A 14,770-nucleotide genomic window follows, 5' to 3' on the forward strand; every position below is an offset into this window, starting at 1 on the left:
TGTGCATGCAATGACGTTAACAGAATCGTCCTTCGGTTAACAGAGGGTAGTGCTAAGAATTGTGGGTAATCGAAAGGAAAATGGATCGCTTACGATCAAACCGGCGTGGGCACAAAGATATAGCCTCCGACACCATCTCCATACGCGCGCGACTTCCCTTGTATCAATCTCTGTGCAGCGACTGCGCACAGCACCGCGTCCAGAGAATCGATTGACTTCAGTTCAGTCGTGTCCAGGCCCAGTTCTTCGAGCAGCCGACGCCGCTGGGTACGCTTCTGCTTTGCAGAGGCAACATCGCGTCCGAGCAACGCGCACGCGATGGCATGGGGGAACGTTTCGAAGGTCACGGGTTCACCCGTAAATCGCTCGGCCTTCAGGATGGGGTGCGTGTCGGCAAACGCCTCATAGACACGCGCGCCGTTGAACATCCACTCGTAGAAACCGCTCGTGCTCGCGCTCGCCCGCGCAAGCGTCGGGGTGGCGAAGCATGAAATGCGTTCCCGTGCCATTTCTCGTTCCGCTGCCCGACCAATACCTTCAACTCCCCATTGCGAAGGCGCATCGATGCCAACGACGGAGACTTTGAATTGGAGACAACGCTGGTGAAGTTCGCGAGCGTCCGGGCTTGACGCCACACACCGGACGGCTGCACCTTGCAGAACTACGAGATGAAAGCCCTTCGTCGTCCCGCCGACATCGATGCCGGCCACTGCCTCAACCTGCCGGGCAGCAGCGACGCCCGTCAAAACTTTTCCACCCATGGTCGCAATTCGACCTCCCACGTCCATGCGCTGCGGTGTTGCCGATGGATATGAAGGTATTCCTGGGCTATTGCATCAGGGTTTAGCCATTTGTCATCCGCGCTGTCGTCCTCCGATGCCCAGCTACTGGCAATCCCTCCATCAATAACAAAATGTGCAACATGAAGGTTCTTTGGGGCAAGCTCCCGAGCCATGCATTGAGCCATCCCGCGCAGGGCGAACTTGCCCATCGCAAAAGGCGTGGAACCGGGTAGGCCTTTCACGCTCGCCGTCGCCCCTGTCAGCAAGATGGAGCCGTGGCCGCGGACCAGCATTCGTACTGCCGCGGCTTGCGCAACGAGAAAGCCTCCGAGCGCCGTCACTCGGATCGCGTCCTCCAATTTCACTGCGTCGATTTCGTCGACTTTCGCGCGGTAACGCCCGCTGGCGTTGTACACAACGAGGTCTGGAACACCAAACGCTTGTTCTACTTTCTCGAAGAGTTTCTCGACCTCATCCGATCGAGTAGCGTCGCAACTCACGGCGAGGGCGCCCGTCTCGTCGACGAGGTCTCTTAGCTTGCCGATGTCGCGGGCAGCAAGGGCAACGTGCATGCCCTCTCTCGCGAAAAGGCGTGCGAGCGACGCGGAAAGACCCGGTCCCGCGCCTACAATCAAAGCAGTCTCGATTTGCTTCATGGTTCCTCCGGTTTCTGCAAGACCGGGCATCGCGGAGAGCGCCGCGCTACTCGTTCGAGGATATACAGGACACAAGTCTATGCCGTTTTCCTCGACCAGAGATAAGGGGAATGTGACGCACGAGTATGCTGCCGAGAGCCGGCGTCCGCACGACCCGTGCCACCAAAAAAAAGGGCCGACATGGTGGCATAACCATGGCGGCCGAGATGCCAGATTCAGCGGCTTATTTTCGTCGAACGTTCACCAGGCTCGCAGGCACCAGCAGCACGAGCACTCCACCAATTACAAGGCTCACGGAAAGTCCAAGCACACCCGCACCGGCTGACCCGGATGCCGTCTTGATCACGCCGATTAGCGACGGGCTCACGACGCCCGATATGCTGCCCACCGAATTGGCGAGGGCGAGTCCGGCCGCCGCAGCGGCCCCGCCGAGAAACGCGGGAGGCAATACCCAAAACTGCGAGATGGTGGTCATCACACCCATGGTGCCGACGGTCAACGCAATCATCGCCAGCAACGTCGAGTTGGCGAACCAGACGCTAAAGGCAAGGCCGAGCGCACCCACCAGTCCTGGAATGATGAGGTGCCAGCGACGTTCTCCAGTACGGTCCGAACTGGAACTGACGAAGAGCATCGCTATAGCACCGGCTGCATACGGAATCGACGTCAGCAATCCGACGTTTAGCGGGTCCGAGACGCCGCTTGACTTGATTAAGGTCGGCAGCCAGAAGCTCACTCCGTACAGCCCCATCGTGTAGAAGAAGTAGATGGCACTGACCAGGAGAACCTTCGGATTCAACAGTCCGTCCTTCAGGGAGTGGAGCGCACTCGCAGACTCCTCTTCCTTGAGTTTCTGCTCAAGATAGTCCTTTTGCCCCTCGCTCAGCCACTTCGCGTCGCGCACTTTGTCGTCGAGGTAGAAGAATGCCGCAACACCGAGCAGCGCCGTAGGGACACCCTCGACCAGAAACAGCCATTGCCAGCCGGCGAATCCATGCGAACCGTTGAAGGCGGTCATGATCCAACCGGAGACGGGGCCGCCAATTACGCCGGACATCGGGATACCCGTGAGAAAGAGCGCGGTGACTTTCGAGCGACGCGATGCTGGAAACAGTACGTCAGATACAACACGATGGCAGGGAAGAAGCCCGCTTCGGCGACGCCCAGCATGAATCGCATGACGTAAAAGGCCGTGGGAGTCCTGACGAACATCATTCCGGCGGAGATGATTCCCCACGTCACCATGATGCGTGCAATCCAGCGCCTCGGACCGACGCGCAACAACAGCAAGTTGCTGGGCACTTCGAACAGCAGATAACCGACGAAGAACACGCTGGCACCAAATCCATAGATGGCCTCGCTGAAACCAAGGTCGCTGAGCATCTGGAGCTTTGCGAATGCAACATTGATGCGGTCGAGGTAAGCGAAAAGATAGCAGACAAACAGGAAGGGTAGTAAGCGCCACGTTGCTTTCGCAAAAACGGACGTATCGGCGCCTTCCACATAGACGGCGGGGCTGTGGGAACTCAATTTGTGTCTCCTGGGGAGCCTTCTGTGTCGGCGGGCGCTTTTGGTGTTTTTCTCCGCCGGGATTCAATTCTTGCGCGCATACCAGAGCAGGCGAGCACGCAAGATTGGCGAGTCGCCGCGAGTGCTTAATCGAACATGTCGGGTTGAGTGGCAACCAGGTCCGTCCAGATAGTCTGGAAGTGCAGCCAGCCGATATAGTCACTGCCGACGTGCTCGCGGCTGTAGCGCGCCCGCTCCGGCGTTACTTCCTTCGGCGTGATGCCGGTTGCTTCTATCATCAGTTGCTGCTGGCAGCAGCGCTCCAGCGCGATAAACCAGAATGCGGCCGAGTCGATGCTGTGGCGACTGGCGGTCAGCAGGCCGTGGTTCTGGTGAATGGCTGCCTTGACACCAGCGAACGCATTTGCAACTTTGTTCCCGCCTTTCACCTCAACCGCCACCTTGCCGGCCTCATCGCCGATGACCACATGGTCTTCGTAGAAGGCAGCCGCGTCTTGCGAAATAGGCGCGAGCGCCTTGCCAAGCGAGGCGAACGCCGTTCCGTACACAGTGTGCGCGTGACACATCGCAACGATGTCCTGATGTTGCTCATGCACTGCAGCGTGAAGGACGAATCCAGCCCGGTTGATCGCGTACTCGCCTTCGACAACCTTCCCTTCGTGGTCGGCGCAGATAAGGTTGGAAACCTTCACCTGTGAAAAATGGATCGCCATCGGGTTGGTCCAGTAGAGGCCCGGATGCTCGGGGTCACGCACGGTCAGGTGGCCCGCAAACCCGTAGTCGAATCCTTGAATGGCAAATGCCCTGCAAGCGGCAACGAGACGTTCCTTCAGATATTGGCGATGCTCGGCCACGGACTTGAATTCCGGCATCGTCGGAAAGATCACGCCTTCTTGGTCGGGCTCATAGATCGAAATTTTACCGGGCTTGAGAATCGAGTCGATTTTTTCCTTCGTTCTCTGGTCGGTGGCTAACGTGGACATAACGAACTCCTTGATTGAATGGGAACACATGTGGCGTTTTCTTCGCGTGTGTGCCGCTCACGCTTCACTCAGACTGCAGTAAATTGGCGATGCCAAATTAATGTCATCTCATATCGTCGAACTAGGTCGGTTATATAAAGTGGTGCTATTTCTAGCTCTCAGATAAGCTCAGGCGGGCATTTCCTCAGCAAGCAGTTTTGGCTCGATGCCGCTTTGTGCGCCGAGCAGTACGTTGAACTCGTTGGCGAAGTGTTGTCGAGCTCTCCTCGCGTGCATTTCAGACAGGCTCACAGCCAGCGAAACGTCGCCCCTTTCTATTGCTTTTGCGATGGCGGCATGTTCATCCCAGATTGACTCCCGCTGACCGGAAACCTGAAGAAGTGCTCCCATTACTCTGCGCAAATGGACCCAATGAACACGGGCGGTTTCTGCAATAAGCCGGTTGCCGGAAGCAGCATAGATGGCGAAATGGAACTCCATGTCGGCGTCAATCATTGCGCGCACGTCGCCGGACACGAATGCATCTCTACCGCGCTCGAACAGTTCCGCGTCCAGTTTCGCCTTTCGCATTGCTGCCAGCTTCGCCGAAAGACAGTCAAGCGAACCGCGGATTTCATAAAGGTCGCCTAGCCACTGTGGGTCCAGCGGCGCCACAAGTACGCCTCTGCCTGGCGCATCCTGAACAAGTCCATCTTTCTTGAGCAACCGCAAAGCCTGGAGTACCGGCGAGCGCGAAACGGCAAGCTGCTCTGCGATGTCCTCTTGCGTCAAACGCGTACCAGGGGCGAGTGAGCCCTCACAGATTGCGTCAGCGAGGGAGTTGTAAACTTCCTCCACAAAGTCGGTTCGCGACTGAATCTTGAGCAACCTTGGTTTCATGATGTAGCTCCGCTGCTTACGTCGATTCGTGAGAGACAATTGACGTGTGCGCGCTGGGATGAGAAAGAAAACTCAGTTCTTAGAGCGGTCAACGAACACTTCGGACCGTCCTACAAATCGAGCACGAGCGTCTTGCCTACCGGCCTTGAGACACATACGGTCAGATAGTCGGCACGCTCGTCCTCGTTCAAAATGAAATCGTTGTGCTCGACTTCGCCTTCGAGGTAGCGAACCTTGCATGTCGCGCACAGGCCCGCGCAACATGAAGTGGGTACTTCGACGCCGGCTTCATTCAGAACCTCCGCGAGGTTCTGGTAAGGCGAAACGTGGACCACTTGTCCTGTGCTGGCGATGGTCACGTTGCAACCGTCCGCGCTATCGGTGCCCGAAGGTTCGCGCTTGGGTTGCTCGGGTGCCTTGAAATGCTCGAAGTGCACCGTACCTTTAGGCCAATGGCTTGCAGCATCCGCGCAGGCCGCCATGAATCCCGCAGGACCGCAGTAATACACATGGGTACCGGGCTTCGTGTCGCGGAGGAGAGCGCGGATATCCAGGCCACTGCCGGCTTCGCCGTTATCAAAGTGATAATGCAGTTTTCCTGTCCGCTGCATCTCCGCAAATTCGTCACCAAAAGCTGCCGCTTCCCGGTTGCGCGCGCAATAGTGCATCTCGAAGTCGACGCCTTGAACGTCGAGTTCGTGAGCCATCGCTTTCAGTGGCGTCACTCCGATTCCACCGGCTATCAACACGACCCGTGTTGCGTCAGTCGATAGCGCAAAGTGATTACGGGGTTTGCTGATACTGACAATATCTCCTGCCGCCAGACTCTCGTGGACGGCACGCGAGCCACCGCGTCCGTTTTCATCCTTGAGTACCGCGATGACATAACGATGACGCTCGGCGGAAGAGTTACAAAGCGAGTATTGCCTGATGACACCATTCTTCAGGTGGACGTCGATGTGCGAACCGGCATCGAACGGCGGCAGCAACTTGCCCGTCGGGTTTGTCAATTCGTACGAGTTGATGCCTTTTCCCTCGTAGCGAATCTGCCGCACGCGGACATCAAGCGTGCCGACTTCAACGTCTTGAACTGCTTCTTCCCGCTCTAATAAGGTATCCATGTTCCTTTCCTCGCTGGCGAGCCGCCAGTCACCCATGCAAGGGCGACTGGGCCAGATGAGCGCAGGCACCAAAGGGTGGCGCGCTCTTCCATTTAGCGCTTCAGCGACTGTTCAAGTTCTTCGAACTTGCCGCGCACGAATTCGCTACGCACGGAGCCCGTCATCGTGTCGCTCTGGCTCAGAATTTCCACGACCGTCTTCAGGACCTTGCGGCGGCGCACAACCTCTTCTTCGAGAGTTTCGCCTTCGGGGATTTCGAAGACGTTGCCCGAGCAGTAGCTATTGGGAGCCCCGCCGAGTTCACGCAACCAGGCTGCGAAGCCCTGCGCCGACGAGTCGGGGTTAGTGCCGCGGACTGCATCGCGCAACATCTTGCGGAACTGGTACAGACCGGCATCGAAGCGCGTCGGATTTTCCAATGCGTGAACAGCGATGGGCCGTTGGCTGATAATCGCCTCGTAGTCTCCCGGTGCGTACTGAGCTTCCTTGTAGGTCGGGCGTTCCCGGTGATTGGTCGGAATCGGGGGCAAGTCTTCAAGCTTGTACTTCCCGAACCGCTCGGGGCGGCGCATTGCGACTTGCCCTTCGAGAAAGTCGATGGTTTCGTATCCGACCATTTCCTTGTTGCCGACACCGCGCGTGTCGATACCGGGACCCATGACGCGCCAGCCAATCATCTTGCTGTTCTCATCGTCGACCGGTACCGTCCAGCGGATGATGTGGAAACGGCTGAAATACTTCTTCTTCGAACCGTCTTCAGACGTGTACGCGTGCAAGCTGAGGTTGGGAAGGACCTGATGCTGAACGCGCACGAACAGCTTGTCCTTATCGACGCGACGCGCGCCTGCGCAGGCTAGACTGCGGCCCTTTTGCACAGGGACAAAGTTCATGTCGGGTGCAACTTCCATCGACGCGGCGCCGACTTCATCGAAAGTCGTGCCCTGATAGTGGTCACCGACAACGTTCTTTCCTGCATGCAAGGCGGTCGGGTGATAGTTGTCGGCCGCGTTGTCCTGTACTTGCAGCCAGTTGCAATGCTGGAAGTTGCTGTACGGAACAAGTTCGTCGCCTTCCATGACCGTGAAGTCGCCTTCCCACTCGGGGAAGGGCGGCTCCTCGTGAGGCGGACCCATATAGGCGAAGACGAGACCGTTGCGCTCGACTGCCTTGTACGCACCCTGGCGAATCGAGCACGCAAACCTCTCGGCTTCCTTCTCTTCCCCCTTGGGGAAAGGCACGTGCAGACATGCTCCATCGACGTCGAATACCATGCCGTGATAGCAGCACATGATGCCGCGCTCTTGAATCGCGCCGTATTCCAACGATGCGCCGCGGTGCACGCAATGCGCATGGAGCAGGCCGACGCGGCCGCTGCCGTCTCTGAAAGCGACGAGTTCCTCCGTGAGGATTTTGAGGAAACGCGGCGTATCGGTCAGTTCGATAGACATGCAGACCGGGTGCCAAAAGCGACGCATGAACTCGCCCATTGGCGTGCCGGGACCGGTCTCGGTCAACTCCGGGTCATGGTCCGGGACCTTGTTCGCGTAGTAGCCGCCAAACGGAATCAGCTTCTTTACTACCGGCGCCGTACCTCCCGTGCGCTTCTGGTCGTCCATCTTGTCCGATTTGACGCTCATTTCCTTTCTCCTTCATTGATAGGGACTGTGAGTATTTATGATCCGGGTTTTGTGTTCTGAACTCTGTATCCAAAGAATAGAGACGGCGAAGGGCGTTGTCTGTATGGGTAAACGCGGATATGACTTCGACGACTGATTGAATGCTTCTGGGAAATCCGGGCGGTCCGCGACGGGGCTGTTCGCGGTTGAACCGGCTCATGACGAAGAAGAGCCGGTCGAATGTTGTCCCGCCGATTCAAGCTGCACGCGGGAAACGAATGTGCTTCACATCGGGGTTGAACGGTGACTTCGCGCGCGCGTTACTTACCCGGCTTGACCGGGCACCGCATACGACTTGCATGATGCGGAGCGAGGGGGTTCACTCAACGCGGGGTTTTGGATTCGTTGCCAGATGTAGACGAGGCTTCAGGAGTCGTCAACTGCTATCGGACGCCCCGCGCTCGTCGAGCGTGCGCTGCCAGGGATTCAAGGCGCCTGCGAGAGCAGTCGGGCGCCGTGGAACTGCTCGCGCCAACCGAAAAGGAATGCGTGCTTCAAGTCGCGGTACGTTGATTTCCCTCTACCGTTGCAATTGCCTCGCTCATGTGGCGAACGAGGTTTTCGCTTGCGAATTCCGCATGCTGCAGACTGAGCTCCGCTGCGAGTTCTTCATCACCTTGCGCGATAGCTTCGGCTATCGCTGCATGTTCATCCCAGACCGTTTTTCGTTGACCGACCACCTGGTGAACAGCACCCATCACACGCCGCAGATGCATCCAATGCAGGCGTGCGTTTTCGAAGATGAGAGGATTTCCCGATGCCTTGTATATGGCCGTGTGAAAGGCCATGTCGGATTCGATCATCGCCCGAATATCGGTACCTTTTGCGAGCTTTCGGCCATTCGTCACAAGGGATTTTTCTATCTTCACATGTTTCCTTGCGGCCAGGCGCGCAGCCAGGCTGTCAAGGGCACCTCGCAGCTCATAAAGATGGCCAATGCGATCCGCATTCAGCGGCGTAACTTGTAGCCCGCGGCCCGGTGCGTCTTCCACCAGCCCATCCTTTTTCAAGAGCCGAAAAGCCTGGAGTACCGGAGACCGGGACACCGCCAGCTGCTCCGCGATTTCTTCCTGGACTATCCGGGTTCCCGGAGCAATCGAGCCCTCGCTGATAGCGTCGAGGAGGACCCTGTAGACCTCATCCACATAGTCTGTACGGGCCTGAATCTTCAAGAGTTTGGCTGGCATGATGGCGTCGCTGGATACTGAATCCTATCAGCTTACCAGCATTGGATCACCGCGCGTATGTGTCCGGACTACATGTATGTGGGTGGTCCGAGGTTCGAAGCTTCTTCCACTTCTGGCGGCTGCCGCGTGCCGGCCTTGTTCTGGATTGGCGTATTTCGCTCGCGACGATTGTTCGCTTTGCCGGGAAAGTCAATTCGCAGTCGGACGCTTTTTTCTTCACCTTGAAATGCTTAAAGTGAACTATTAGCTTCTCTGTCGACTTCTCGGATTCTCTACGAAAGTCCTCTGAGACTTGATCAAAGTCTGCCGAATTTATGGCAAGGGCTTCGAGAAAAAGAAGGGGCGAGCATCGTCATCATCAACTGCGTCGTCTCGTCGTCACGCCGCCCCGAAGCTCCGATTACTCCGGTATGCAAGGTGGGCCGGATGCACTCACTGGCGCTCCTGCCTTGATAGCTCGCTCCGCGCCTAATCCGCGTCAGTGCAACCAATCCTGAAGCATTTTCGTGTCAGCTTCGACTTACCTAACGAAGCTGACGTTGCAGCTTGGATTGCTTCTGGCTGAAGAAATTTCACGTCAATTTTATATGCATATAGACACACCTGCGATCCCTGCGTCGTCGCGAGAGACTTCTACTTCTTTAAGTCAATGGCTTTCCGTCATTGCGGTGGCCGTAAGCGCCTTCGCCTTTGTCACGGCTGAGTTTCTGCCGGTCGGACTGCTGCCGCAGATCGCGAACGACCTCGGCGTCAAACCCGGCATTGCGGGACTAATGGTCACGACGCCGGGCGTTATGGCCGCCATCTTCGCGCCGACGCTGATTATCGGCGCTGGACGCATGGACCGTCGATATGTCTTCCTGCTGCTGACAACCATTCTGCTCATCTCGAATCTCCTGTGCGCGGTGGCGACGAGTTTCCCGATCATGCTGATCGGACGAGCCATGCTCGGTGCCGCGATTGGCGGCTTCTGGACCTTGGCAACGGCTGCTGCGCCCCGACTCGTTCAGCCTAAGGATGCAGCCAAGGCGACGGCGACCATTCTTACGGGTGTCACTTGTGCGACTGTCATCGGCGTGCCGCTCGGGACCTTCATCGCGACGTTCGCTTCATGGCGCCTGTCGTTTGCCGCAACGGCCGGCCTGGTAGCGCTCGCATTGATTGCGCAAGTTTTCCTCGTGCCCTCGCTGCCATCAGCTTCCGCACTGCGCATTGTCGATTTCAAAACGCTCCTTGCGCGTCCGCATACGCGAATAAGCATGTTGATGGTCGCGCTCATCTTTGGAGCGCACTTCTCGACCTATACCTACATCGCACCTTTGCTAGAGCAAGACTTCTCGTTGAGCAATATTACGCTGCTGCTCTTTGGATTCGGTATCGTCGGCTTCTTCTCGAACGCGTTGATGTCAATGGCCGTGTCGAACCATCTCAAGAAATCCGTTGCCGTCATGACATTGCTTCTACTTGCCGCAATGTTGTCCATGCTCTTGTTCGACCATTCACGCGTCGGCGAGACTGCGGGGATGTTGATCTGGGGTATCGCATTTGGCGCCCTTCCGCTGTGTTTCAGCGTGTGGATTCAGCGTGGAACGACGGATTTTCCCGAAGCCGGGTCGGCAATGTTCGTCGGCATCATCCAGGTCGCGATTGCTATTGGCTCAGCGGTTGGGGGCACGATTGTTGACCGTTCGGGAGTGCACGCTGACTTTGTGATGGGGTGCGGACTTGCAGTGCTCGGGCTTGTGACATTGCAGCGTCTTGCTTCACTCGAACGACCCGACTTCGCAGGGACGATGGACCGCACTTGCGACCCGTCGCTCGATTGATTCGGCTTCACTCTGTGCTGTTCAAGCTGCTCCTATGGTTGGACAGTGGACGAATACGTAGCGGCTAACCAAGCGGTAGTGTGCTGTCCCTCCCATTTCGGAAAAGAGGCGGCCCAGGTGAGTATCGACAATCGCATATACAAAGCATTCGCCCCCAACGTCTTGCGGTCGACGTGGACCCGTCCTACCCTGAATCCGACTATCGACAATAAAGGCTCGGGTCAACTGCAATCCTGCGTTGTCACACCGGCCAACTTCCCATCCTTTGCAGGTTCGTAGTGGAGAAGACATGGACGACGTTATGATTGCAGCGATTGTGACCAGAAAGTGGCCGCTCGCTCAGGGTTATCACGCAGTTGAATTGCAGACTAAGCATCGCTCGGAACTACCGCCGTTCGAAGACGGAGCGATAGTAGACCTCGTTCAAGACACCACCAGCAACGCGGTGAGGTCCCACCCCTTGTGGCACACATCTTCGCGGCGCGATGCGTTCATCCTAGGGGTACGCCAAGAGGCTGATAGAGGGGCAGAGAAATTGAGCCCGGATTTCTCGTGGAACAGAGGAGACGAAATTTATGTGAGTCCTCCAAAAAGCGCGACCGTGGTGATGGACGGCAGTGCCCATTATCTTCTGTTTTCAGCCGGTGTTGGAGTCAACGCAATCGCTGGTGTCGCCAGGCGGCTTGCCTTAACAGGCACGCGCTTCGAACTTCACAATTTCGCGCGAACGCCAGAGCGTGCCGTGTTTCGCAAGGAATTGGACGAATTTCATGCTTGCGGCCGCGTCTATCACCGAATCGGTCTGAATGAGGATGAAATCTCGCGGGCAATGTCTCATGCATTAAGCCCCACGAACGCTAGCTCGCAAATAATCTGTAGCGGACCACCAGCCTTCATGAAGCTCATCGAACGACAAGCGCTGGATTGGGTATATCCGTCCAATGTCCACAAGATCATTCTTGGCGAGAAAGTCATCTAGCGTGACCATCGAATTTGCTCGTGCGTTGCGTCCCGGGGGAGCCATTCCTTCCAGCAGGAATGGCTTTCGCCTAAGGTTAGACAGGCCGGGAAGAGCGCTAGAGCGGGTCGCGGAGAAGTCGGCTAAGCGTGTGATTCAAGAATCATCGTGCAGCGAGTGCAGGTGCCGAACCTTGTCGAAGAGCCACTGAAACACCGAATGACCTTTTTCCTGTTCGGCGGGGATCGGCGACGTCAGTTTTCCTAAGGCATTCTGACGATAGGCCAATAGGTGACACATCTGCTTGGCAACCTCTGGATGTTCCTTCAGGAACGACGTCATGTCGTCTTTGCTTAGCTGATACAGCACGGAGGGTGTGACCGTCGAGATGGACACATGCATGGCCAGTCCTGCGAGCAAGCCCGCCTCCCCAAATGCTTCACCCGGGCCAACTCGGGCAATTTCCCGGTCGCCTGACGATTCGCTGAACGTGACCGAGAGCACCCCGGAGTGCACGATGGAAAGACTGTCTGGCACCGTTTCAGGCGCCAGAAGCTGCTGGTTCGCCTGATATTCGTGTCGGGACAGGCGCTTGGCGAGCCGCGCTACTTCATCGTCCGTCAGGCTTTCGAACAGGCTCACTCGCTTGAGCAGTGCTTCTTTTGCGTCATGCGCGGTAACTGCTGGTGCGGCAACGCCAAGCGCGCGGAGAGTCACATCTGAGGCGGCGAGATGCCGGTAACAGAGGTCGAACAACTCGTTGGATACCGCAAGTTTCTTGCTCATGTCGTCGACGAAGGCGACAACCTCATATTGCACCGAGTTGAGCGTAGTCCGCTTCATGCGAGCATAAGGAGCAGGTGTGTCAAGGATGACGTTGCAGCCAGTCAGCGCCCGGCCTAATGCATCGAGCACCGTCTTCGGCCGTGCTTCCGGGTCAATTTCAAGGACAAGCGAGAGCCCGTGAACATTTGCTGGCCTGCTGTTATTGAAGATCTTCGCTTTCGACGCAACAGCGTTCGGCACGATAAGAGTATTTCCCTGCCCGGTCAGTAAATGCGTCGCGCGCCAGTTCATTTCGACTACCTTGCCTTCGACGTCGTCAATCATCACCCAGTCGCCGACAGAATATGGTTCCGTGGTGTTGAGCACGATGCCCGCAAACACGTCGCTGAGTGTGCTCTGGATAGCCAGACCCAGCACAATAGCGAGCGCGCCCGATGTAGCAACGAGACCACGCACCGGAAGTTCGAGCACAAAACCGAGGGCGGCCACGGTGGCGGCCAGAAAGACCACGGCGCCAAACACGTCCGAGAACAGTCGCTGCCTTCGCCAGGCGCTTGGCAGCAGTAGCGTGTCGAGCGAGAGAGTAAGCAGCCGCGCACCCATCAGCCACCAGATTATTTCGAGTACCTGTCCCAGCCAGTGCAACTCGGCCACGTCCCCATGCGGCGCTTGCGTGAAGGGGCTTAGGCCGGAAGAGAAGAGCACCGCGCTCAGCGCTGAAAAGAGCGCCAGGCGTACGAAGAGCCGTACGAGATCATGCGGCGGCAGCCGCAGGCGCCACACGACGACGTCTAGAGTGACGATACCGAATCCCAGAATCAGCGGGTATTTCACAGGCGCTCCCCATGGCAAGACGGCGGTTCCTTTTCCCGAACCGTAGTTTCTATTCGCCTCGACATTTCCTTCAAAAGGAGTTGAGGCGAACAAAGTCCAAAAAAGCGCGTAGCGGTGCAGGAACGTAGCGGCGTCCGGAATAGTAAAGAAAGGGACCTGGGAACCGCTGCCACCACGACCGTAGCACGGGTTCTAAAGCACCGCTCTCGAAGTATGGGCTCAACCAGTCATCGAACAGCAGCAAGATTCCGCTACCAGCAAGTGCTGCTTCTATTCCTAAATCTGCCGCAGCGCCTGCCCGGACAATCAGCGGGCCACTCGGCTCAATTCGAATCACCTCGCCGTCGCGCTCGAATTCCCACACGGGCATTGCTCCGCTGGCGAAGCGATAACGCAGACAGGCATGCTGCAGCAACTCCCGAGGATGTTCCGGTCGACCGCGGCGCTCGAGGTAATCGGGCGCCGCTCCGAGTGCCATCCTTTGCTCGCGCGGACCAATAGGAATGGCAATCATGTCCTGCTCCAGGCGTTCGCCGTAGCGGATGCCTGCGTCGCACCCTTCCGCCAGCAGGTCGACGAACCCGTCATCGGCCACCACTTCAAGTTCGATGTCAGGATAGGCGGCAAGGAAGGCCGGCACCAATCGCGGGAGGATGAGTTTGGCCGCTACCACAGGAACATTCAGTTTGAGCTTTCCCGCTGGTTTGTCCCGAAATCCGTTCACTACGTCCAGCGCCGCTTCAAGTCCATCAAGCGCGGGCTTCAGTTCATCCAGCAGGCGCGCTCCTGCCTCGGTAGGCGTAACACTGCGAGTGGTGCGATGCAGCAGGCGCACGCCGGTGCGCGCCTCGAGCCGGCGCACTGCATCGCTGACGCCCGACGCACTGCTGCCAATCGCGCGAGCAGCATCACGAAAACCGCCCGCTTCCACGACGACCACAAACGCTTCGAGTTCTTTGAGGTTGGGTCCCATTGTTCGCTCTTTCTGCACACCCTGTGCGGACACAGGTGGATTATCGTGCAAAGCCCGAATCGCTATCCTGTTTCCAGTTACAGGAGAGCAAACATGTCTGCGAAAAAGATTGCAATCGTTACCGGCGGTAGCCGGGGCCTGGGTCGAAACACGGTAGTCAACCTCGCCAAGCGAGGTGTCGATACCATCTTCACTTACAACACCAATCGGGAGGAAGCGGAGAACGTTGTGCGGCTGGTATCCGATCTGGGCCAGAAAGCAGCGGCGCTACAGCTCGACACGGGGAATGTCGGTGCCTTCGACGGCTTCGTGGGAAAAGTTCGCCAGGCGCTCTTCGATTGGCAAGCCGAGCGCTTCGACTTTCTCGTCAATAATGCCGGAACGTCGCATGAACCGCCTCCGGTTTTGCTGGACACGAATTTGGGGTAAAAGTGTGTCTGGAAACGGAGTTGAACATGCTGAAGAAGTCGAATGTCACTGAGGTTGTGCCGGGGGCGGTGGAAGGAGCGCGTAGCGCGACTGGAAGCGCCCCCGGCGCAGCCGCCGAAGTGAAGCGGTGGTCAGCGAACCGGAAGAAAG

12 protein-coding genes and 1 pseudogene are annotated in these 14,770 nt (G+C 57.4%); 3 read left to right on the top strand and 10 right to left on the bottom strand.

Annotated features, from left to right (window positions below; genetic code table 11):
• Positions 1 to 95 precede the first annotated feature (95 nt).
• From AWB81_RS35220 to AWB81_RS35255, 8 genes and pseudogenes are all read right to left on the bottom strand, one after another.
• On the bottom strand, positions 96 to 746 hold the full coding sequence (locus AWB81_RS35220) for a DUF429 domain-containing protein (RefSeq protein WP_374730539.1): 651 nt from the start codon (positions 744 to 746) through the stop codon (positions 96 to 98).
• A complete protein-coding gene (locus AWB81_RS35225; RefSeq protein ID WP_062642284.1) occupies positions 743 to 1,438 on the bottom strand; it encodes an SDR family NAD(P)-dependent oxidoreductase in 696 nt (231 codons plus the stop codon). The genes AWB81_RS35220 and AWB81_RS35225 overlap by 4 nt, the downstream gene beginning before the upstream one ends.
• 223 nt (positions 1,439 to 1,661) lie before the next feature.
• Positions 1,662 to 2,968, bottom strand: a pseudogene (locus tag AWB81_RS35230) (MFS transporter).
• 125 nt (positions 2,969 to 3,093) lie between these two features.
• A complete protein-coding gene (locus tag AWB81_RS35235; protein WP_062642285.1) occupies positions 3,094 to 3,951 on the bottom strand; it encodes a class II aldolase/adducin family protein in 858 nt (285 codons plus the stop codon).
• 168 nt (positions 3,952 to 4,119) lie between these two features.
• Positions 4,120 to 4,830, bottom strand: a complete 711-nt coding sequence (locus AWB81_RS35240) for a GntR family transcriptional regulator (protein ID WP_062642288.1) — start codon at positions 4,828 to 4,830, stop codon at positions 4,120 to 4,122.
• 110 nt (positions 4,831 to 4,940) lie between these two features.
• The gene (locus AWB81_RS35245) at positions 4,941 to 5,951 is read right to left on the bottom strand and encodes a PDR/VanB family oxidoreductase (protein WP_062642290.1); all 1,011 of its coding nucleotides are present in this window, start codon (positions 5,949 to 5,951) and stop codon (positions 4,941 to 4,943) included.
• A gap of 92 nt (positions 5,952 to 6,043) precedes the next feature.
• Entirely contained in the window at positions 6,044 to 7,588 is a 1,545-nt protein-coding gene (locus AWB81_RS35250; protein ID WP_062642295.1) for a Rieske 2Fe-2S domain-containing protein, read from the bottom strand.
• Positions 7,589 to 8,121: 533 nt separating this feature from the next.
• On the bottom strand, positions 8,122 to 8,814 hold the full coding sequence (locus tag AWB81_RS35255) for a GntR family transcriptional regulator (protein ID WP_062642296.1): 693 nt from the start codon (positions 8,812 to 8,814) through the stop codon (positions 8,122 to 8,124).
• 587 nt (positions 8,815 to 9,401) lie between these two features.
• Between AWB81_RS35255 and AWB81_RS35260 the strand changes: the two genes are divergently transcribed.
• Together AWB81_RS35260 and AWB81_RS35265 are read left to right on the top strand one after the other, a co-directional pair.
• Positions 9,402 to 10,640: an MFS transporter gene (locus AWB81_RS35260; RefSeq protein ID WP_062642297.1), complete on the top strand. Its 1,239-nt coding sequence runs from the start codon at positions 9,402 to 9,404 to the stop codon at positions 10,638 to 10,640.
• A 289-nt stretch (positions 10,641 to 10,929) separates the two neighbouring features.
• A complete protein-coding gene (locus AWB81_RS35265; RefSeq protein ID WP_062642298.1) occupies positions 10,930 to 11,619 on the top strand; it encodes a ferredoxin reductase domain-containing protein in 690 nt (229 codons plus the stop codon).
• A gap of 135 nt (positions 11,620 to 11,754) precedes the next feature.
• On the opposite strand, the gene AWB81_RS35270 is transcribed toward AWB81_RS35265, so the two are convergent.
• On the bottom strand, positions 11,755 to 13,218 hold the full coding sequence (locus tag AWB81_RS35270; RefSeq protein WP_062642299.1) for a mechanosensitive ion channel domain-containing protein: 1,464 nt from the start codon (positions 13,216 to 13,218) through the stop codon (positions 11,755 to 11,757).
• Positions 13,219 to 13,288: 70 nt separating this feature from the next.
• Positions 13,289 to 14,191, bottom strand: a complete 903-nt coding sequence (locus AWB81_RS35275; protein ID WP_087135406.1) for a LysR family transcriptional regulator — start codon at positions 14,189 to 14,191, stop codon at positions 13,289 to 13,291.
• Positions 14,192 to 14,284: 93 nt separating this feature from the next.
• Between AWB81_RS35275 and AWB81_RS35280 the strand changes: the two genes are divergently transcribed.
• Entirely contained in the window at positions 14,285 to 14,620 is a 336-nt protein-coding gene (locus tag AWB81_RS35280; RefSeq protein WP_087135405.1) for an SDR family NAD(P)-dependent oxidoreductase, read from the top strand.
• Positions 14,621 to 14,770 lie beyond the last annotated feature (150 nt).

Source organism: Caballeronia arationis (assembly GCF_001544975.2).
Taxonomy (GTDB): Bacteria; Pseudomonadota; Gammaproteobacteria; order Burkholderiales; family Burkholderiaceae; genus Caballeronia; species Caballeronia arationis.